The sequence below is a fragment of the Desulfosporosinus orientis DSM 765 genome, from assembly GCF_000235605.1.
In the GTDB taxonomy this organism is placed as follows: domain Bacteria; phylum Bacillota; class Desulfitobacteriia; order Desulfitobacteriales; family Desulfitobacteriaceae; genus Desulfosporosinus; species Desulfosporosinus orientis.
Window position 1 is genome coordinate 4,117,892 of sequence record NC_016584.1, and the last position, 21,182, is coordinate 4,139,073.

General features: G+C 40.2%; 17 protein-coding genes and 1 riboswitch. Of the genes, 3 read left to right on the forward strand and 14 right to left on the reverse strand.

Annotation, left to right across the window (positions count from 1 at the left end; genetic code table 11):
• Positions 1–208: 208 nt before the first annotated feature.
• The 3 genes from DESOR_RS19210 to DESOR_RS19220 all read right to left on the reverse strand — a co-directional run bounded on the left by DESOR_RS19210 (position 209) and on the right by DESOR_RS19220 (position 4,026).
• On the reverse strand, positions 209–976 hold the full coding sequence (locus DESOR_RS19210) for a phosphatase (RefSeq protein WP_014186250.1): 768 nt from the start codon (positions 974–976) through the stop codon (positions 209–211).
• Between the two features lie 190 nt (positions 977–1,166).
• Positions 1,167–1,736, reverse strand: a complete 570-nt coding sequence (locus DESOR_RS19215) for a hypothetical protein (protein ID WP_242832361.1) — start codon at positions 1,734–1,736, stop codon at positions 1,167–1,169.
• Between the two features lie 211 nt (positions 1,737–1,947).
• Positions 1,948–4,026: a methyl-accepting chemotaxis protein gene (locus DESOR_RS19220; protein WP_014186252.1), complete on the reverse strand. Its 2,079-nt coding sequence runs from the start codon at positions 4,024–4,026 to the stop codon at positions 1,948–1,950.
• 114 nt (positions 4,027–4,140) lie between these two features.
• Positions 4,141–4,226: riboswitch (cyclic di-GMP riboswitch) on the reverse strand.
• Positions 4,227–4,502: 276 nt separating this feature from the next.
• On the opposite strand from DESOR_RS19220, the gene DESOR_RS19225 reads away from it, so the two are divergent.
• A complete protein-coding gene (locus DESOR_RS19225; protein WP_014186253.1) occupies positions 4,503–7,754 on the forward strand; it encodes a DEAD/DEAH box helicase in 3,252 nt (1,083 codons plus the stop codon).
• Here the strand turns inward: DESOR_RS19225 and DESOR_RS19230 are convergent, their stop codons facing one another.
• The 6 genes from DESOR_RS19230 to DESOR_RS19255 form a co-directional block, all read right to left on the reverse strand.
• On the reverse strand, positions 7,755–9,545 hold the full coding sequence (locus tag DESOR_RS19230; protein ID WP_014186254.1) for a two-component system sensor histidine kinase NtrB: 1,791 nt from the start codon (positions 9,543–9,545) through the stop codon (positions 7,755–7,757).
• Between the two features lie 94 nt (positions 9,546–9,639).
• The gene (locus DESOR_RS28290; protein ID WP_014186255.1) at positions 9,640–9,762 is read right to left on the reverse strand and encodes a cyclic lactone autoinducer peptide; all 123 of its coding nucleotides are present in this window, start codon (positions 9,760–9,762) and stop codon (positions 9,640–9,642) included.
• 5 nt (positions 9,763–9,767) lie between these two features.
• A complete protein-coding gene (locus DESOR_RS19235) occupies positions 9,768–10,349 on the reverse strand; it encodes an accessory gene regulator ArgB-like protein (protein ID WP_014186256.1) in 582 nt (193 codons plus the stop codon).
• Positions 10,349–10,786: a hypothetical protein gene (locus DESOR_RS19240; protein ID WP_242832362.1), complete on the reverse strand. Its 438-nt coding sequence runs from the start codon at positions 10,784–10,786 to the stop codon at positions 10,349–10,351. Before DESOR_RS19240 ends, DESOR_RS19235 begins: the two co-directional genes overlap by 1 nt.
• 828 nt (positions 10,787–11,614) lie before the next feature.
• The gene (locus DESOR_RS19250; protein WP_014186258.1) at positions 11,615–13,354 is read right to left on the reverse strand and encodes a methyl-accepting chemotaxis protein; all 1,740 of its coding nucleotides are present in this window, start codon (positions 13,352–13,354) and stop codon (positions 11,615–11,617) included.
• A gap of 198 nt (positions 13,355–13,552) precedes the next feature.
• Positions 13,553–14,920: a citrate/2-methylcitrate synthase gene (locus tag DESOR_RS19255; RefSeq protein WP_014186259.1), complete on the reverse strand. Its 1,368-nt coding sequence runs from the start codon at positions 14,918–14,920 to the stop codon at positions 13,553–13,555.
• Positions 14,921–15,096: 176 nt separating this feature from the next.
• Between DESOR_RS19255 and DESOR_RS19260 the strand changes: the two genes are divergently transcribed.
• Positions 15,097–15,681, forward strand: a complete 585-nt coding sequence (locus DESOR_RS19260) for a hypothetical protein (protein ID WP_014186260.1) — start codon at positions 15,097–15,099, stop codon at positions 15,679–15,681.
• Between the two features lie 223 nt (positions 15,682–15,904).
• On the opposite strand, the gene mch is transcribed toward DESOR_RS19260, so the two are convergent.
• The 3 genes from mch to DESOR_RS19275 are packed head-to-tail and all read right to left on the reverse strand — an operon-like array spanning position 15,905 to position 18,445.
• On the reverse strand, positions 15,905–16,876 hold the full coding sequence (mch, locus tag DESOR_RS19265; protein ID WP_014186261.1) for a methenyltetrahydromethanopterin cyclohydrolase: 972 nt from the start codon (positions 16,874–16,876) through the stop codon (positions 15,905–15,907).
• Between the two features lie 51 nt (positions 16,877–16,927).
• Positions 16,928–18,046 (reverse strand): HD-GYP domain-containing protein, encoded by a 1,119-nt coding sequence (locus DESOR_RS19270; RefSeq protein WP_014186262.1) that lies wholly within the window; start codon positions 18,044–18,046, stop codon positions 16,928–16,930.
• A gap of 21 nt (positions 18,047–18,067) precedes the next feature.
• Entirely contained in the window at positions 18,068–18,445 is a 378-nt protein-coding gene (locus DESOR_RS19275; RefSeq protein ID WP_014186263.1) for a response regulator, read from the reverse strand.
• Positions 18,446–18,624: 179 nt separating this feature from the next.
• Here DESOR_RS19275 and DESOR_RS19280 point away from each other — a divergent pair, with 179 nt between their 5' ends.
• On the forward strand, positions 18,625–18,963 hold the full coding sequence (locus DESOR_RS19280) for a helix-turn-helix domain-containing protein (RefSeq protein ID WP_014186264.1): 339 nt from the start codon (positions 18,625–18,627) through the stop codon (positions 18,961–18,963).
• Between the two features lie 108 nt (positions 18,964–19,071).
• On the opposite strand, the gene aguB is transcribed toward DESOR_RS19280, so the two are convergent.
• Both aguB and DESOR_RS19290 read right to left on the reverse strand, forming a co-directional pair.
• Positions 19,072–19,950 (reverse strand): N-carbamoylputrescine amidase, encoded by an 879-nt coding sequence (gene aguB / locus DESOR_RS19285; RefSeq protein ID WP_014186265.1) that lies wholly within the window; start codon positions 19,948–19,950, stop codon positions 19,072–19,074.
• Between the two features lies 1 nt (position 19,951).
• Positions 19,952–20,989 carry an agmatine deiminase family protein gene (locus DESOR_RS19290; protein ID WP_014186266.1) on the reverse strand — a complete coding sequence of 346 codons (1,038 nt, stop codon included), beginning with the start codon at positions 20,987–20,989 and terminating at the stop codon, positions 19,952–19,954.
• Positions 20,990–21,182: the final 193 nt, after the last annotated feature.

Here is a 21,182-nt window from a genome sequence, read left to right on the forward strand (position 1 = left end):
TGTTTTCACGATGCTGTTAACCCTATATAGAAGTCATGTCCAATTTTAAAGATTTCTGAGCATAAAAGCAAGGCTCTAAGATTTTCGCCCTGCTCCTTAAAAATTGGCAATCAACAAGACAAAGCGTTCCACTCCACTTAGGACAGTGAAGAGAACGCTCAGAATTCCTTGCTTATTGAGATTATTTTTTATATTTGCAGTGTTGTTTTCAGGCAATACTTAATTGATACTTCGAAGCGGTATTAAGATCCGATCGACGTTTTCTCCGGGTGGATAAATAGTCTAAAACTCGTTCAGGAGAGGTGTTAAGGATCTGATCTTCTGAAATTCCAGTTTCAAGAATTAATTCCCTTGCTTCAGAAAACTCTCCTACCCGGTCCCAGAAGTGAGCATCGCTTCCCAATATTACAGGGCCATGATATTTTGCCATGTAACGGGCCATAGAACGACAATTTTCTTTCGCCTTACCCTTTTCTCTAATAGTTGACAGAGAACTGTTATTAATCTCTACAGGGATATTCAATTCAGCGGAAACATAGGCGATTCTTTCAAGATCCATGCTGAAATCCGGCCGTCCCGGATGAACCATCATATCTGTATATGGGTTTTCCATGGCTTTTATATAAGCCTGGGTATTTTCTTCACATGTGCCTCCAGGATAACAAACAGGATGTAATCCTACGAGAATGAGCTTTAGCTGCCTTAAATAGGTTAGAGGCATATCTAACTCTCCCTCGAAATTGATGATGTTTGCTTCAACTCCCGGCAGAATTCTCACTCCATACAATTCCTCCGGAAGAACAGATAAGTTATCAAAATGATAAAGGGGAGGAGCACCCGGCATACTTGGACCGTGGTCTGTCATTCCCAATAATTTGATTCCTCGTCGCGAAGCTGCCAAAGCATTTTCCGTAATTGTACTATACGCATGCCCGCTAGCAGTAGTATGGGTATGCAAATCAACTAACAATTCCATCATGCACCTCATTCCTTTCAATAGTTCCAGTGTTTTCTTAGCTCATTATACCGGGCAATTGTTAATAAGAAATTACTGTCCTGTAAAGTTTAGGTTAAAGTTGAGTATCCGCAGAAATCGTAAGGCTGCCACAAACCGAAGTTTAATGGCAGCCTCTTATAGTCCCTGGATGCTCAGCACGGACACATCATCACGTCATACTGCTGACTTCATTATAATAGCGACTGGAATTAGCGAGAATAAACAGCGGCTTGCGCATGTAATCAATGGGGTAAATATCGTCTCTAGCGGAAATGAGAGCCATAACTTTGGCAATTTTGGTTACAGGGTCAATTCCTAATATTACAAAGGCATCCTTTTCCTTAGTTAAAGGATAAATAACATTGCGTTTATTAAAGACGTCATGATAAGCTTCCAAGGTAAGCACTCTAAAGTCACAATTACGCCAGCGAATGTCGTAGAGTTTAAAAGCTTGATGAGCAACCAGAGTTACAAAACTTTCTTCCGGCAGATATAATTCAACTCCCATCATATAGCCTTCATTATCCAAATCGTTCCAATACTCACAATAGAACGCTTTATCGACTGCTTCTCGATAGGTCCTTGTTGCCAAGGGCATTTGATTCAAATTTTGACCCATGCTCAGCCATTTTATCCTTGGGATGCTGAGACTATTCAAGTCATAGTAAAGGCCAATATCACTTTTGTCAAGAGTGCACTCGTCAGCCGCTTCATTAGGCATGAGGTAGATATAGCCCATTTGTACGCTATTATCGCAGGTAATAAGCAACGAACATTCCCCCTAAGCTTTTGTAGTCAATCACCTCATTTAGTTTGATTCTGCACCTTTAACTATTTTCCTCTATCTAAAATCATGTATTAATCGACATTTCTTTACAAACTACAAAAAATCCGACTCCTCTGTTTGGGGAATCGGATTTTTCATCGACTAGAGCTATTTTGAGATTACATTATAATTTAAATTCACCCACAAGCCGACCCAAGTTTCTGCCAAGATCTGCCAAATTTTCTGCTGACTGACTAACGGTACTCATCGTAGCCGATTGTTCCTCTGAAGCAGCTGAAACCTCCTGGGTACTGGCCGCACTCTGCTCTGCAATAACCCCAATGCCTTCGACGGAGTGAACGGCTTCGGAAATCCCAGCTGCCATATGCTGAGCCGCGTCAGTAACCTGCTTGATTTGCGCTACAACACTATTCACTTCACCAACAATAGTTTGAAAGGATTCACCTGCTTGATTTACGGCCTGAACTCCCGCCGCTACCTCTACTTTTCCTTTTTCCATCACACCGACAGCTCGTTCTGTTTCACGCTGTATATTGCCAATGAGGGTGGCGATTTGAGCCGTGGAAGAAGAGGATTGTTCTGCAAGCTTTCTAACTTCTTCGGCTACTACGGCAAACCCCCTTCCTTGCTCACCGGCACGGGCAGCTTCAATGGCGGCATTTAAAGCCAATAAATTGGTTTGTTCCGCTATACCTCTGATAACGTCCACAATCTGACCAATTTCTGTAGATTTTTGTCCCAACTGGTTAACGACCTCTGCCGTTTGTTCAGAAACCTCTTGGATTTGCTGAATTTTTTGTACGGCATTTTCAGCTTGCAGAGCTCCCACCTCTGCCGCCTGGGCGGCTTTACTGCTGCTTTGATTTACATTTTCTGCATTCTCAGCAACTTGTTGAGCATTGACCGATAGCTGTTCAATAACCTTGCTGGTATTACCTACGGCTATTGCCTGCTCACTAGCACCATCGGCAAGCTGACCTAAAGTATTGGCAACTTGCTCGCTGGAAGCCGTTGCCTCCTCTGCGGCTGCGGACAATTCTTCACTAGTCGACCCTAAGTTTTCCGCAGTAACACTAACTTCTTTGACAATGCTATGTATGTTTTCTATAAAGCGATTAAAGTAGCTGGCCAACTCTCCAACCTCATTTTTTCCTTGATTCTCTAATCGTTGTGTTAAATCCCCTTCACCTTCGGAAATATCCTTCAGGACTTTACTGGTATGAACAATGGGCTTCGTAATATTGCTGGACACGATAAACAGAACTATGCCGATAGCTAAAATAGCAACTAATGCTACTAAAATGGAAAAATTACGTATGGAATCTGCTTGCTCCAGTACTGTGGACATGGGCACACTGATCATAATCGACCAAGGCGTGGTAGAATTGCCGACTTTAATAGGTGCATAGACTCTGTAATAATTATCATCCGTTACAGAATAAACGCTGCCCTTGGAGATAGCTTCCTTCACAGCCACATCTCCTACATCCTGCCCAATCTTCTCCGAATCCGGATCCGCCACATAGACCCCTTTATTGGAAAAAAGGCTTGCGCTTCCCGTCTTTAAAGGTTTTATCCCAGCAATCATTTTCTGTATGGCACTTAACTCTAAATCCGTCCCTGCGACACCCAGAAATGTACCTTGAGCATTGATGATGGGGACTACAACACTCGTGATTAAGACGGTTTTCCCATTAATAGGATAATCATAAGGCTCAACGAGTGTCTCTTCTTTCGTCTCTTTAGGTACTAAATAGTAATCCCCAGCACCTGGCTTATCATAATCAACCAGTGCTTCAAGGGTAATTTCCCCATTGCCTCTGTTCCAATAGGGGATAAATCGCCCTGTGGCATCATGACCGGGTTGATTAACATAAGCGCTGTCATTTCCGTCAAGAGCATTGGGTTCCCATAAGGTCCATGTTGCCATAAATTTGGGATTATCTTTGAGGACATCCACAATCATCGCATTCATCGAGCTTCGCTGGACCATATTCGTTTCTTTCATGCCTTTAAACGTTGAGGCCAAAGTCCTCGTAGCATCCATCGATGAGTTTAATTCGTTTGTTACTTGGCTGGCATATTGCTCTGCAGTCCGGTCGGCAATTTCATAAGCTGATGTTTTGGCCATTGTCTGCGCTTTTATCCCGACAAGAAAAATAACAATAACAAAGGAAACTATGACCACAAAGCCGGTAGAAATCATGATTCTGTTTCTTAATTTCATATCCCTGAAAACCATCCTAATTAACCTCCTTCAATAATCTTTAAAACCTTTTTGTGAATATGAGTACTTTCCTGATTATGCACTCATCCCGCCAAAATAAAAAATCGCCTTACGGCGACAAACAATTTTTTCGGTAACCCGGCTGTCTTCACCCAATCATGCTAAGACCCGTGGCTTTGCGTCCCCAGCTTTCGCGGAGTTTGCCTTTATCGCATAAGCTCTTCATTGAACTTTTAACGTACATATTATTTTATATGTATTATAAATTTTGACAACATTATAGCATATACCTCTTTAGCATACAATATACTACAACATAATCCATTATAACCAGATTTTATGTCATATTTTATCATATAATCAAACTTTATATCCTAATTGTGGTATTATCCACTACTTCCAAATTAGACGATAAAGTCCAACTATGGTATTCTTAATTGATCTCCTTGATTATATTAGAAACAAAAAATTAGGTTCTAAAGGAGTTTATTATGTCTCTTCGTTTTTTGCTATCCGAACAAGACATTATCGATCTTGCTCATAATGATCGCGCCTATAGAAAAGGGTTATCTTACCACATGGCTGGCCGAGTCATCCGCTTTATGTTCTCACCAGATAAAAGGCTTGTAGCGGCATCGGTAATCGGTGGTTTGAGGTATACTGTACAGCTGGCCTTTGAAGAGGATGGATCGCTGCGTTCTTACCGCTGCAGCTGTCCAGCCTTTACAGAATATTCTGGTGCCTGTAAGCATGTTATTGCCGTCATGAAAACCGCTCAAGAGCGATTACCCAAAGTCTGGCCGGCTGCCTCAAATCAAAACCAGCTTCTTGATGACCTCTTCGCAGTTTTTGCCAGCCATACCCCCGAATCCCTGAGTGAAAAACTGACGGTGAACATAGAACTTTATATTTCACCCAGCCAAAGGCTTTCTGCCCATTTACAGCTTAAACTCGGTCTTCAGCGTCTCTATGTGGTAAAGGATATCGGACAACTATTAAGATCCATTAGAAGCGGTCAATCCCTGGAATTCGGAAAGCAATTCACCTTTGAGCCAACAAGGCAGTCCTTCTGCCCAGAGGACCGTCCTATTATTGCTATGCTCCAAGAAATGTATGATCAGCATACTTCCTTAGCGGAGATACAGGGACCTTATTACTCTGCGGCTGTTTTAAATACCAAGTCCTTGCCTTTAACGGGCTATTACCTTTCCAAGTTTTTAGACGCTTTAGGGGATAAAGAATTTCTTATAGGGTTAGAGTCAACCCCACCAAAACCTGCCCAAATAATCCGAGATGGGCTGCCAATAGAATTTTCCTTAAGAACCCAGGATCAAAATCTTACTCTCGCCGTTGACAGCGATGAGCTTCCCCTTTTACTAACACCTGACGGGAACTATTTTATCTACAAGCAAGAGATTTATATGGCCACGGCAACACAAAAAGACTTGCTTCCTTCCATTATTACCGCACTTCAGAAAAGAATGTCTAATCATATCTTTATCCCCTCTGAACAGAAAGAGTTTTTCGCTTCAGAGGCGCTGCCCCAAATCAAGAAACTTGGGCAAGTTTCCGTTGAACCCATTCTCGAAAGCAAGTTCGCCTATGAAAACTTAAAAGCCAAGATCTATTTTGACCGTGCCTCAGATCTGGGTATCACAGCTCGTCTGGAATTTCACTATGGCGAAACGGTTATCAATCCCTTTGCTTCAAGCAAAGATAAGAGCGATGGAAGGGAGAGTAATCTTATCCTAATTCGTTCCTTAGAACAGGAACGCAACATCTTAAGGATTTTTGAGCAAGCTGAATTCATGGTTTCCCGGGGAGGCATTCATCTGGAAGACGATGAAAAAATATTTAATTTTACGGTTAAATGGCTGCCTCAGCTGCAAAATCTTGCCGAACTGTACTATTCAGATCAGTTCAAGCTTAAACTTCGCAGCTCAACCACATTTTCCGGTTATGTGCGCCTCAATGAAACCTTGGACATCCTGGAAGTATCCTTTCAGTATTCAGATATTCCTTCTGATGAATTAGTAAGGATTTTCGATTCCCTTAAGTTAAAGAAAAAATACTACCGTCTCCGAGATGGCTCCTTTCTTGATTTAAGCCAACAAGAATTTACAGCTGTAGCTGAACTCATCAATAACTTAAACCTGGACTCCAGCAGCCTGAATAACAGCACCATTTCTTTGCCAAAATACCGGGCCTTATATATCGACAGTTTCCTTCGTCAAGCCAACCTTACAGGACTGGACAAAAACCATGCTTTCAGGGAATTGGTTCAAAATATTCTCGAACCCCAAGATGGTGAATTTGCAGTTCCAGACGAACTGCAGCCTGTCCTGAGGGATTATCAGAAAACCGGTTTCAAATGGCTGAAAACCTTAACCTGGTACGGGCTGGGAGGTATCCTCGCCGATGACATGGGACTGGGTAAAACCTTACAAGTTCTCTCCTTCATCTTGTCAGCAAAGCAAGAGGATAATCACCTGCACCCTGTGCTTGTTGTCGCCCCAACCTCATTAATCTACAACTGGCAGGAAGAAACCAAAAAGTTCACTCCTTCTTTGCGAGTTCTCATTGTGGAGGGAACTCCTCAAGAACGACTTGCTCTTTTAACAACCCTGGAATCACAATGGGATATAGTTGTTACTTCATATCCTATCTTGAGGAGGGATATTGATCAGTTCAGCAAAATCCAATTTTCCTATTGTTTTTTGGATGAAGCCCAGCACACGAAAAACCCACAAACACTTAATGCAAAATCTGCTCAACAGATTCAGGCTAAGGGTTACTTTGCCCTGACTGGAACGCCCGTTGAAAACTCTCTTACTGAGCTCTGGTCCCTTTTCAATTTTATCATGCCAGGCTATCTTCTTTCTCAACAAGACTTTCGCAAAAAATACGAAATTCCCATTATTAAAGAGGAAAACTCAGCAATGACTGCTGAATTAAGCCGTCATGTCAGCCCTTTTATTTTGAGACGCCTCAAAAAGGATGTCTTGAAAGAACTCCCGGATAAAATTGAAAGCCAACTGAATGCTCCAATGACCGAAGAACAAAAGAAATTATACTTGGCCTATTTACAAGAAGCACGCAGGAAAATTTCTCAAGAAATTGCTTCTGCAGGGTTTAATAAAAGCCACCTGCAAATTTTAGCAGCGTTAACCAGACTTCGGCAAATATGTTGCCATCCATCAATGTTCATTGAAAACTATACCGGAGAAAGCGGCAAAATGCTCCTCTTGCAGGAAATTTTAGCTGAGGCTCTGGACAGCGGTCATCGAATCCTTATTTTTTCACAGTTCACAACCATGCTCGATATTATTCAAGACCATCTTATCTCTGAGAATATTGAGTATTTCTATCTTTCAGGTTCTACCAAAGCTTCGGAACGAATGTCCATGGCCAATGCTTTCAATTCCCAACAAGGTAAGGTTTTTCTGATCTCACTGAAAGCCGGGGGAACCGGATTGAATTTAACCGGCGCAGATATGGTGATTCACTATGATCCATGGTGGAATCCGGCCGTTGAAGACCAGGCAACTGATAGGGCTCATCGGATTGGACAAGAAAACTCTGTTCAAGTCATTAAACTCATTGCCCAAGGAACCATCGAAGAAAAAATTCAAAAATTGCAGAATCAAAAAAAAGCCCTTATTGACTCCGTCATTCAGCCTGGAGAAACCATGCTTTCCAAGCTGAGTGAAGAAGAGTTAAAAGAGCTTTTCGACCTGGGATAATCACATATGGTTGCGAATAGAAAACATGGTATAAAAAACGGTTCCTTGGGGACCTGTCTTGAATTCGAACATCGCTCCGTGTCTCTGAGCAATCCCCATAGAAATAGCTAGCCCCAAACCGGTTCCGCTGTCTTTGGTCGTAAAAAACGGAGTTCCTATTTTTTCTTGAACTTCCTGAGGGATCCCCTGACCCTGATCCTTGATGGCCAAAACCACTTTATCCTCATTTAAATAGGTACTAATCCTGACTTGTCCATGTTCATCCGTGGCTTCCAAGCCATTGCGCACTAAGTTTAAAATCAGCTGTTTTATTTCATTTTCATTAATTAAAATATCCGGCAAGATATTTAAATCAACAATGACCTCTTTATTATTGTTATAAGCGTCCGCCTGAAGCATTGGCAGTACTTTATTAATAATCTCATTAAGATTTTGTGTTTTCATATTATCCGAGTTTGCTTTGGCTAAAGATAAAAAATCAGTAATAATCGTATTAGCTCGATCAATCTCAGAGATCATTAATTCCATATATTCTTGATCATTCCCATATTGGGATTTAGTGCCAAAAAACTGCAGGAAGCCTTTAACTGTGGTCAGAGGATTTCTAATTTCATGGCTGATTCCTGCTGCTAATTGCCCAATTAAATTAAGTCTTTCCAACCGGCCTAATTCTTGTTGTTGTCGCTTTGACTCCGTTATATCTCTAAAAAAGACGGTCAACCCTTCCTTATAAGGATAGGCGTGAAATTCATGTTTTTGATCGGGATTTGCCAACCCTCCCGCTTCCCAATGAACCGATTCATTGTGAGCCATAGCTGCCTGCATTTTTTCATAGGTTAAAGTGTTGACAACCTCGGGAAATACCTCCCAGATACTTTTTCCCACCAAATCCGCACTATTGGTTACAAGTTTAATTCTATGGTTGACAAATGTAAATTTCCAGTCACGATCCAGAGCATAAAAACCGTCTGAAATACCCTCCATAATTTTCATTATGTTCAGACGAGATATTTCCAAAGTTAAATTCATCTGTTTCAAATCATTTGTAAAACAAGTTATTTTATTTAAAACCGGTTTTAATTCCGGTAGTTTTATTAAAATATTTTCATGTTGCTGGCTATCATTATTACAGATTATATTGCAAAATTCCCCCATATAAGATTCAATTTCTTTCATATGCTTCCTTATAAAAATAATTATAATTGCAGATACAGTTAAGGCTAGAATAATGATTGCCGTCAACTCGTTAAATGACATTAAAATTAAATTTTTATTATGAGTATAGGCCCAAACATAGCCGACGGTAATTCCTTCATTAAAAATCGGAAGGATAACTTTGATTCCCTTCTTACCGGCAGCTCCACTCAATAATTCTTTTAGCGATAATGCCCCGGAATCAGCTTCTTCAAACGTTATATTTTCATCATCTCTGTTTTTAACTAAAAGATTTAATTCATTATCATAATAACCTACAAGAAAATCATTTTTATTAAGATTATTAAGCATTGGATTGACAATATTTCTTATCTTGGATTGTTTATCCGCCTCCGTTGAATTTATATCTCGTTTTATGGTTTCTATGGGAGTAATATTTGCTTGTATTTTAGCTTGAACACTAGAAGCATTTAATAATAAATCATAATTATATTTAAGGGTTTGTTTTTCCCAAAAATTCTCTCCATAAAAGACAACAAAAATAACCAGGAAAGAAAAAATGCTAATAATCACACTCCATAGAGTTAATTGGATTATGGATTGACTTTTTAGATAAGTTCGAATATTAAAACCCATCAAATTTTTCCTCCAAATATTCCAAATAATAACTACCCACGCTATAAAAGCTGGGATTTACCCCAGCTTTTATAGCCTATTCGCAATTTTCCAATCATTTTTGCAATGCTCTAGGTGTCTTAGGTTGATACATCCATAATGTACACGCAAAAACCGAGGTTGCACTAGCCATCAGCATAAGTAACGAGGCAATAGTAGCAAGAAAATATTTTTTCACGTTAATCACCTCCCCCCTTTATTGAAAATGGGAATTAAAGTTATACTTTGGTAGGCAATACCTAGAGTTGTACTGATGCAAAATAAAGAATTATTAGCAATGCCAATCAAAATAAATGAAACTATTACAAAGCCTATTGACAAAACCCTAAGTTTAAACTTTAACTTGCCTGAATTGATTGGTTTTGCTTCACTATCAACAGGGGCAAATTTAAACACAAGAAAAAGGGAAATAATCACGGCAACCAAAAGATATGATCTATGATTAAAGCCCCGAATTGCAAGTTGATTAGCTAGAACCCCAAGAAAACTATACACTAAGGAACCAACAGCCAAGCATTTTAAAGGGGTGTCGAAATGCGCTCCACCCGATACTCTTCGCAATGTACCTCCAAAAAATGCTGCGATTACTGTTGGTATTAAAGAATCAAAAAGATATCCTAAAAATACTATCGAAACTAAGCCCAAAAAAGTAAATAGTACGTTTTCAATGGCATAGGCTATAATTTCCTTTTTATCTTCATCATAGTTTAATTCACTAACGATTACTTCTGTAAGCTTATTACTAATATTTTCAGAAAAATTCATCAGATCACCCTTTTTTTCGTATACTTGTTTAATAAAAAAGCAGTAATAAACAAAAACAGTACATTAGGCTCCCCTACTATAGTTCTTTTCAGCGGATTAGCGAATAGTGTTTCAGGTGTCCCATTTGTAATGAACATTAGTAAAGATAAACTGGCAAACTCAAAGATCACTAATGCTAAAATGCTAGTCAGGCTTGCAATAAGAGATAAACTCAATTCTCCCTTACCCAGTATCGTTAAGGCTAAAAACAATACAATCATTATCAAAAGAGTGTGAGCCCCAAAAGGGATAAACATTCTTACGACATACGTGATAAGAGCCAGGCTTATGCCAAGCAAAATAATTTTTCCCCATTTTAAGGGAATTTTAGCAATAACAAAAGCTAGGGTTACCATTGCAATTTGTTCTGGTATTCCTTGAAAAATCAAAGCAAGCAATGGAATATCTATAAATTACACAACCTCTCCACGAAACTTTAACGAGAACAGTATTTTATAATATGATTTAGTCCTTTATGCGGAAATTGCGAGTAAAACTCATAATATAAAGCCAATATCGTTTACGAATTTTAATTAACTAAAAAAGATAAGGCAAATAAAAGAAGAACATGAATATCTCCCAAGACAATCGTAACTGCATGGTGCGGAGTTAAACTTTTAGGTGTAATATTAATAACCATCGGTAATAAGGAAAAGCAAGCAGTCTCGAGTAGTATTAGAATTATGAAACTCAACAGACTTACTATAAAGGACTGCCCGACATCACCCCTGCTCAAAATACTTGATATCAAGAATAATATAAATATAGCCAAAATAGTATGCAAACCTAAAGGTATAGGAAACAGTCTTACTATGTAGACACTGATATCAATTAACATCCCGCTCAAGAGAATAGTCTCAAGTTTTAGAGGATTCTGAAAATCACAAAAGCCAGCGTTGTGAATGCTGCGCCTTTCGGTATTCCTTGCAAGAGCAAAACAATTACTGAAATCTTCAGTGACCTCCCTTGTCAAGTTTTTATTGAAGTGATATTAACCCTCTTTACTATCTATTATCTCACAACCCATTTGTCGATTTCGCGTAAAACTTGTCTAGCTGCTTATTTTAACATTTGATTTTGTTGTGACATCTTTATAACCCAAGCTTTATAAACTTCTTTGACAAATCTTGATAAATCCTTGCCAAAATACATATATGCATGGGCAGAAATCGGGCTCATACTAAAAAATCCGAACCCTAAACTGAATTAGGATTCGGATTTTGATTTTAGAGTTCAAATTTGGCAACGGCACTCATAAGACGGTTGCCAAGTTGAGCCAGAGTTTCAGCCGATTGACTTACTGTTGCCATGGATGCAGCCTGTTCCTCAGACGATGCTGCAACTTCTTGGGTACTTGCAGCCGCTTGCTGAGAGATCACATTGATATTTTCTGCTGACTTGGCGGCTGAGGAAGTCCCAATAGCCATCTGCTTCGTTGCTTCTGTTATCTGCTGAATTTGTTCGACAACTTTATTAACTTCCTCGACAATGGTTCTAAAAGAATCTCCAGCTGTATTAACTGCGTCGACACCGTCTTTTACTTCAGCCTTTCCTTTTTCCATAACTCCAACAGCGTGTTCAGTATCACGCTGAATATTGCCGATGAGGGTTTCAATTTGAATTGTGGAACTGGATGATTGTTCTGCCAACTTGCGTACTTCTTCAGCCACAACGGCAAATCCCCGTCCTTGTTCCCCTGCCCTTGCAGCTTCAATGGCGGCATTTAAAGCAAGTAGATTTGTTTGATCGGCGATTCCTTTAATGACATCCACAATTTGTCCGATCTGTTTTGATTGATCCCCTAAACGAAAAATCACTTCCGCTGATTGATTGGAAACTTCTCGAATGGCCTCAATTTTGCTGACAGCATTTTCAGCTTGCAGCGCCCCAAACTCAGCTGCCTGTGCTGCCTTGCCACTGCTTTGACTGACACTTTCCGCATTGGCGGCCACCTGTTGAGCATTGGCAGACAATTCTTCAATGACACTCACTGTTTCTCCTATTGAAACTGCAGTGTTCGTAGCACCTGCAGCAACCTGACTGAGAGTTTCAGATACTTGCTCACTCGACGCCGTTGCCTGCTCTGAGGCAGCGGATAATTCCTGGCTCGTGTCAGCAACACTCTCAGACTGAGTTATAACTTCACTAATAACTGAACGCAAGGAATTCAACATCTCGCTGACTGCTCGAGACAAAATTCCGATTTCGTCTTTGTTCTTGATCTCGGGCATGGAAATACTCAAATTACCCTCCGCAACAGCCTGAGCAACCTTCGTTACCGCAGCAAGCGGTTTACTAATATGGCGTGCCAACATTATCGCTAGGACTGCCCCGACTATCACCGATAATAATACAAAAGCGATAAGAAGCTTTATAATAGAGCTTTCCGTAGTCTGTGCATGAAGAGTTGCTTGACCTCCTCCATCAGCCATATAATTCATCTGAGCTTCCATATCCTTAAGCACCTGATCAAAACTAGCCTTACTTATTTGAGTTAATACACTCCTAGCCTCAACATCTTTTCCTACCTGAGTCAGCATCCAAACTTGCTCTGCATCATCCATGTACTTATCAAATGATTGCCTCATTGCCTCGCTTCGTGCTTTTCCATCAGGAGAGGTTACATACTTCTTATACTCAACAAAATCTTGCTCCCATTTTACCTTTACTATGGAAAATCGGGCTCTATATTCTTGGAAGGCCTGAGCATCTGAACGCATCAGAAACCCACCCAAAAGATAGCGTCGAGTGTCTTCAGTGTCCTCTATGACTTGAGATAAGGCACTGGTTCCATTCAACCAGTGTTCGCCTATATCTTCCGCTTCTTTATTAATTTTATAAACACCATAATAGCCTACCGCCCCAACAAGGATTGTTAAAGCCAAAACTGCAAGAAACCCCAGAAGCAATTTGATTCGCGTCCCATAGCTCAAAGTAGACTTTGGAATGTTAAGTTTTTTATCCATCATCAACGCCTCATTCTTATTTGATTCCACATATATTCAACAAAAAACCTGTCTTTCCTCTTTTTAATAATGCTAAGCTTCAATAAATTTTAGAGGGTATTTACCATTATAGGATAAATATTCAATATAATTCGGTAAGGGCAGAAATACAAAAGAGAAGCTTAAGGCTCCTCTTTGTATAGGGATTCTTCGTTTCTATTATCGTTCACTCATCTTTGTATAATGTCTTCGGGCTGCAACACTTTTATAAGCGGGTCTAATAATTTTACCGACGTTGGCAATTTCCTCAATCCTGTGAGCACTCCAACCCACAATCCTAGAGATTGCAAAGATAGGTGTAAACATTTCTTCAGGTATATTAAGCATTTTGTAAACAAAACCAGAATAGAAGTCCACGTTGGCACTAACCGTCTTATACATGGTATTGAACCTTGCTATAACTTGAGGCGCTAGTGTCTCTACTTTAGAATATAGTTTAAACTCCTCTTCTAACCCTTTTTCCTGAGCCAGTTGAGCGACATATCCTTTAAGAATTACCGCCCTCGGGTCCGATATGGAGTACACTGCGTGCCCAATTCCATAAATTAAACCGGCCCGATCAAAGGCATCTTTAGAGAGAATTTGGGTTAAATATCTCTCAATTTCTTGGTCGTCCTCCCAGTCCTTTACCTTCTCTTTCATATCTTCAAACATCCGGACGACTTTAATATTCGCACCTCCATGGCGAGGACCTTTAAGAGAGCCAATGGCGGCAGCAATTGCAGAATAAGTATCCGTTCCCGTTGAAGTGACAACATGAGTAACAAAGGAAGAATTATTCCCCCCGCCATGTTCGGCGTGGAGGACAAGAGCCAAGTCAAGCAAAGTTGCTTCTAGCTTAGAATAGCTGCTATCCGGCCGCAACATAGAAAGTATATTCTCAGCGATACTCAAACCCTGCCGCGGACTATGAATATAGAGACTTTGATTTCCATGGTAATGACTGAATGCCTGATAGCCATAGACAGCCAATGACGGAAAACAGGCTATTAATTTAAGACACTGCTTTAAAACGTTTTGCATGGATGTATCGTCTGCGTTGTCATCATAAGAGTATAAGGCCAAGACACTTCTTGCCAGCGTATTCATAATATCTTTGCTGGGTGCCTTTAGGATGACATCACGAGTAAAATCTTCAGGTAATCTTTGATATTGGGCAAGAAGCAGCTCAAATTCCTTTTGAGCATTTTGAGAAGGCAAGTTTCCAAAAAGTAATAGATAAGCTGTTTCTTCAAAACCAAAACGGTCATCTTCAATGAACCCTTTGGCAAGATCCCTTATATCTACGCCTCGGTAAATCAAACGGCCAGGAACAGAAACTTTTTCACCTTCATCCATAATGTAGGAATGAACTTCTCCAATTTCAGTTAGCCCTACAAGCACGCCTTTTCCATCTAGATCCCGCAGCCCCCGCTTAACTTCATACTTGCGATATAACTCAGGCTTAATAAATCCGCTTTCTTCCGCCATTCTGCTTAGCTTATCTAAAATTTTCTCTTCGGTTTGATCCATATCAAAATAATTCATAGGCTCTTCCTTTCTATACCTTATTTCATTCAACCAATCGTTATTTGCAACATGCTATGTTGTTCAAAGATTTTATTAAGAATATTTATATTTCAAGTTGATCGGGATCTATTAAAGAATTTTTTCGTTTTTAACCTAATATATTGCTATAAATAGTTACCATATAGGGGGCAAGCATGTCTTGGAAGTTTAAAAATCGGAATTGGTCAGGATCCGTTGTCACAATATCAACAGTGATCTTTGCCATAGTATCACTGATTTCAGTGTATATCTCTTTAACTACCTGGCAGACACAACGGGAAGCAGCTCGACCATACTTCAGCTTTATTGAGTCTCCTTCTCTGAAGGTTTCTAATGAAGCCTATGAATTTGAATTCAAGTTTAAAAATGTGGGGGTTCATCCAGCAACAAGTCTTTACAGCAGGACATTAGTATTTGAGCAAAACTTGTCACAAAGACCAATCCTAATCGATGATTACACCGTTGTTAATGACATTCCCAGGGATACAAGCACAAGCTTATTGCTAAACTTACAAGACAAAGATTTTTATGACAAAGCTAATATTAATCCACATTTTATTATAATCTACTTAACCTATGCAGATCCCATCGTCGATAAGCCCTACACCCAAACCATTTATCTGAAATGGGCCGGTGTCATCGCTGGGCAACCTCAACCTCTCCTTCACGTTGAAATGACTGAAAAAGAAAATATTGTCCGTTATATAGAAAATCGCGGCTTATTGAATAACCTCAACTGAATCTTTAAATAAAAAACCTTGACTTTGTGTCAAGGGTTTGAGCAAAGAAGAAACCTTTGCATTAAAATTGTATCACATCTTATTCAAACTCGTCAATTTCATATCAATACACACGCGTTAACTTAGGGGGAACGAAGAGACTGTCTTCGCATATATTAGCCTTCTTGCAGCATACAGGCATAGGCAACTTCCTCAGCAGTACTTATAAGCTGCCATGGATGGTTTAAACGATTGCAAAGGAATGACGCAAAAGATCCGGACGCAGGGTACCTGCATGAAATGAGCGTCCGCTGTTCAAATTACACATCCATACCTCTGCAGGACTGAACACCAAAGGGTTAATATTATAAAATCCCCCTTTTTCTCTATAGATTTCTTCAAATGTACGCTCATAATCATGGGAATAGCAAAAGGGAATTTTCTTCACAAGAGAAGCAATTATTTCATCTTCATCTCTGAGATTATAAAGTACTGTAGAACCATAGAGGATCCCGTCATTGGATCGGCCCAATGCTTTCAAAGTGTCTGCTGCCACAGGTGAGAGCGGACAGATGCCCCAACCGGAGTCGATTTTATCCAAATCATAACCAAGCTCCATTAGTTTGGATAATCCTGTTTCTAATGCCCGTGCCGCTATTTGAAGAGAGCCAACTTGAGATGATGTGGGAGCCACTAAAATATAGAGATTTTGAGGATAGCATCTTAATTCCCTTAATAACTTCTGAAGGACTCCTTCGGAAGGGAGTTCCTCACTTTCTAAACATAGAATGGCAATCTCAGAATAATCTTCATAGCCTATCTTTTTAAATAAACTCCCCTTATGAAGAATTGCCCGTCCAGGTCCGGAACCCATTGCAATACGCTCCCCACTTTTTAATGGCCAACCTGCATATTGTGATGCCAGACAGGCCAGAACCGGATGGTTGGTTACAACCTCAACCGCCGGCCAACGAAATCCGTCAAAATCTGCCCAGTGAATTCTAACCTGTGCTAATCCACCAAGGCAAATCTCTGCAAACAATACACCTGCTTCCCAACTTCCTTGCACTGAAACTCCACAGTCAATTACAGTTACCTCTGCCTGCTTATGAACATGAACCTGGAGAAGCTCTTTCTTGATGACCATCTCTTGAACTATTTGGAAGGCTAAGCGATTTGGACTCAGTGTTGATGTCTGGGTATTAGGAACTAACATTTTCTTCTCCTTTTGAAACGCACTTTAATTTCAACATACCCATTTGCTGTCTTAGCATTCATGAAATATTAATTTATTTTGGATACAAGAACTTTTAATAAAGTAAGTCAACTCTTTCATTAAATCGATATAAACTTCTTTATCAAGATATTTCCCATATTTGTCAAACAAAATCCGTACAAGAGGACGTGAAGGACAATAAATAGGAACTGCGACAACCAACCCAATTTCACCATTATTTAAAGTTACTACGGTATTTTTCGGGTATAGACTTAAGGAATTCCGAAAAGCCTTAATAATCTTTGGATTAAAATCTCCCTCCGAATTTAACAATATTTCTAAGGCGTGATACGGCGGCAGAGCTTTTCGGTATGGTCGATCTGCTGTCAGGGCATCATATAAATCAGCTATAGCAACTATTTGGGCATCAAGGTTAATTTGAGAGCCACTGAGTCCGTCAGGATATCCCTGCCCATTCCAACGTTCATGATGTTGACGCACTGTGTTCAAGATACTTGGGAGAACATTAGCGTTCTGGAGCATGGCCTCGCCCTCCAGGGGATGCCTTTTGATAATCCTCATTTCATTTTGGTCCAAAGGACCGGGTTTATTTAAGATTTCAGAGGGCACTTTGATCTTGCCAATATCATGTAGAATTGCACCCATTGTAAGATATTTTAAACGCTGCCCCATATACCCTAGTCCCCTTGCAGTTAATGCAGACAGAATAGCTACATTAACAGAATGAACAAATGTACTGTAATCATGTTCTTTATATCTCACCAGTTCAAGTCGCAGTGAATCGTTATCTATGCAGATAACATGATCCTTAATCTCATCCAGGATCCATTCAATACGCTCCATAGTCTGTGAAATCTGTTCATATGTAATCAGCCCGGCGTCGTGATAAATACTCCAAAACGAACCCACAATCTCCCAATAAAGGTCTTTAGAAAACATCTTAACATTGCTGAATGAAGCTTCTTTACCTTGCACCTTTTCAGATGATAATGTATAGACCTCTCTTTGTTTCAGCTGTTCCATAATTTTATCAGTTATAAGCTGACCTCGTGATAACAGGAGAAGACCGCTGGCATCAAACAAATCTAAAGGGGCAGTTTTCTGTAATGATAAAAAGCCGGGGGCCAGCTTTTCTAGAACAAAATTCATTAGAAACCTCCAGATTCGCGCTCACGTTAGACTAATATTTAGAAAGGTTTCTTCTACTGTTTTCAGCAGGATGTTCATATCTAACGGTTTACTTAAGAATTTCTGAACTCCATAACAGCGAGCTGCATCCTCTACGTCAGATTCTGCACTTATCATAATAACTGGAATCTGTTTGGCTTGATCATCCTGACTTAGTTTTGACAATACCTGCAGCCCCGTCATTACCGGCATTCTATAATCTAAAAGAATGAGTGATGGCCGATTCAACGATATCGCATGATTCAAGCACTCCGAGCCGCTGGCAACAGAAATTACGCTATAGCCTGCTTCCTCTAAAACCTTATGAATCAAAAGCCTAACCCCAAATTGGTCGTCAACTACTAAGATATACCTGGACATTGACTTCTCCCTCCTATCTATTATTTATTTATTCCAAATTAACATAAAAGGTTGCCATATTGCAGACTACTAATTTTACATTTTATAACTATATGTTACCTTTTTCAATATAATTACTAACACTGAGTCGGTAAGATGTTGTTGGTGACTAACATAAAATTGGAGGGAGAGGTGATAGTGTGTCTAACAATATACAAGAGGTTGCTGGGAAAAATATTCGTTTATACCGCCAAGCTAAGGGCCTCACACAAGAAAAACTTGCTGAACTAGTTAACGTCAGTAGTTCCTATATAGGTTATTTGGAACGAGGACTCAGAACTCCTTCTCTGGACCTGTTAGCAAGAATAGGCACCGCCCTAGACGTTGAACCCAAAGTATTACTCTATACTGCTTCGGATGATATTGACCCAACATTAAAAAAACTTAATGCTCTTTTGACAGGAAAAAACCCTAAATCTATTAATTTTGTTTATGAAGTTGCTATGGCGTATTTTGTATCTACCAGTGACTCTGCTTAGCACTTCCATTTATTCCTGTGACTTGTTCCTGCCTCGAGTTTTTACTAGTTAAGTAGTAAAACAAAACCCCGGTTGCAGTAACCGGGGCATCCTCATATAATGAAAAATCTATTTAACCGTTATCTCTCCATCATAGGATGAGATGATCTTGTATAAATCAGGTCGACGATCCCTGAAAACACCCCACTCAAGCCGCTGAGTTTCAAGCTGATCTAAATCAAACTCAGCAACCAGCACGGCTTCTTCAGTTCGTCCGGCTTCAACTACTTTGTTGCCTTGCGGGCCCGCAATAAAAGAAGACCCATAGAAAGTAATCAAGGATTCGTCATCCTTCTCATTCCCAATTCGATTTGAGGCAATCACAGGAATTAGATTTGCTGCAGCATGCCCAAGCATACATGTCTGCCAATGATCTTTCGAATCGATGGAATCATCTAGAGGCTCAGACCCGATAGCCGTTGGATAGAAAAGCAGTTCAGCCCCCATCAGCGCCATACAGCGGGCAGCTTCCGGATACCATTGGTCCCAGCAAACTCCAACACCAATTTTTCCATAACGAGTATTCCAAACCTTGAAGCCGGTATCTCCAGGGTTAAAATAAAACTTTTCTTCATAGCCCGGACCGTCTGGAATATGACTCTTACGATACTTTCCCAGCAAAACACCATCAGCATCAATCACTGCCAAAGAATTGTAACGTGCATAATTTTTCTTTTCATAAAAGCTGATGGGCAGGACAACCTGCAGATCTTTTGCTACTTGTTTAAAATGATTAACAGCTTTATTGCGCTCCAATTCCGTTGCGTAAACATAGTACCGGGATTTTTCCTTTTGGCAAAAATACGGAGTTTCAAACAACTCCTGGAGTAAGATGATTTGAGCACCCTTAGCGGCGGCTTTTTTAACTAAAGCATCAGCTTTAGAAATGTTTTCGTCAATATTACTGGAACAACTCATCTGAGTTGCCGCAACTCTGACATTTCGCACCTTAATTCCTCCCTTCAGGCATCTGTTGGGTTGTACAATGAACATTCCCGCCTTCGCGAATAATCCCCATTCCCTTAACTGTGCGAATCCGCCGATTGGGGAATGTTGCACTTAACACATTTACGGCTGACTGATCGTACTCTTTCGCTTCCCCTCCGAAGACTGGGAGGACAATTCCTCCATTCACAAAATAAAAATTCAGATAGCTTAAAGTTAATCTCTTATTGGTAACCAGATCCATCCGTTGGGGAGGCTGCTGAATTGGGATGATTTCAAAACTTCTTTGGCATGCGTCTCTTTCTCTCTTCAGGATGGTCAAATTTTCTTGAGTGATCCAATAGTTTTCATCCTGGGGATCATCGCAAACCTGAAGCAATATTTTTCCAGGAGCTGCAAAACAAGCGATGTTATCCACATGGCCATCGGTCTCGTCTCCAGCAAGTCCTTTGTTCAGCCAAACGATTTTTTGGATATGAAGAAACCGTTTCAGTTCAGCTTCAATCTGCTCCCGGCTCATTCCCGGGTTTCGATTAGGGTTTAAGAGGCACTGCTCTGTCGTCAACAGTGTTCCCTCACCATCCACATGGAAGGAACCTCCTTCCATGACCAAAGGAGCATCAAATTGTTTTAAGCCAACATGAGTTAATATTTCTCCAGCAACTTGATTATCCAAATCCCAAGGGGTATATTTGCCGCCCCAAGCATTAAACTGCCAATTAACACCTGCCAAAGTCCCATCATCATGGATAAGGAAGGTAGGACCGTTGTCCCTGAGCCAGGCATCGTTATGCTCAATCCTTAGAACTTCAATATTATTCCTATGGACTAAAGCGGAGATTTTCTGGAAATCAGCTGAATTTGCCACAATGGTGACAGGTTCAAATTCGGCAATTGCCCGGATAATTTCCGCATAACCTTGACAGACTGCTTCGTAATCTTCGGGAAAACACATGGATGCTTTTATTGGCCATGATATATAGGTTCGAATATGCCTTGCCCACTCAGGAGGCATTCTATAGTTTAAATTTATTGGATACATTCCATTCCCTCTATTCTTAGTTTATAACAAGCGATGGTAGTGTTTTTAGTCATACCTTCAGCATTATACAACAAAGTTGTCCATGTTTCATTATAATAAACTTATGCTTACGAAAGTATGTAGGGCGCCGCGGCACCCAGATGATGAAAAAGGTTAATTAAAAAGAGGACGAAGTGAACCTATTGGTTCTCTT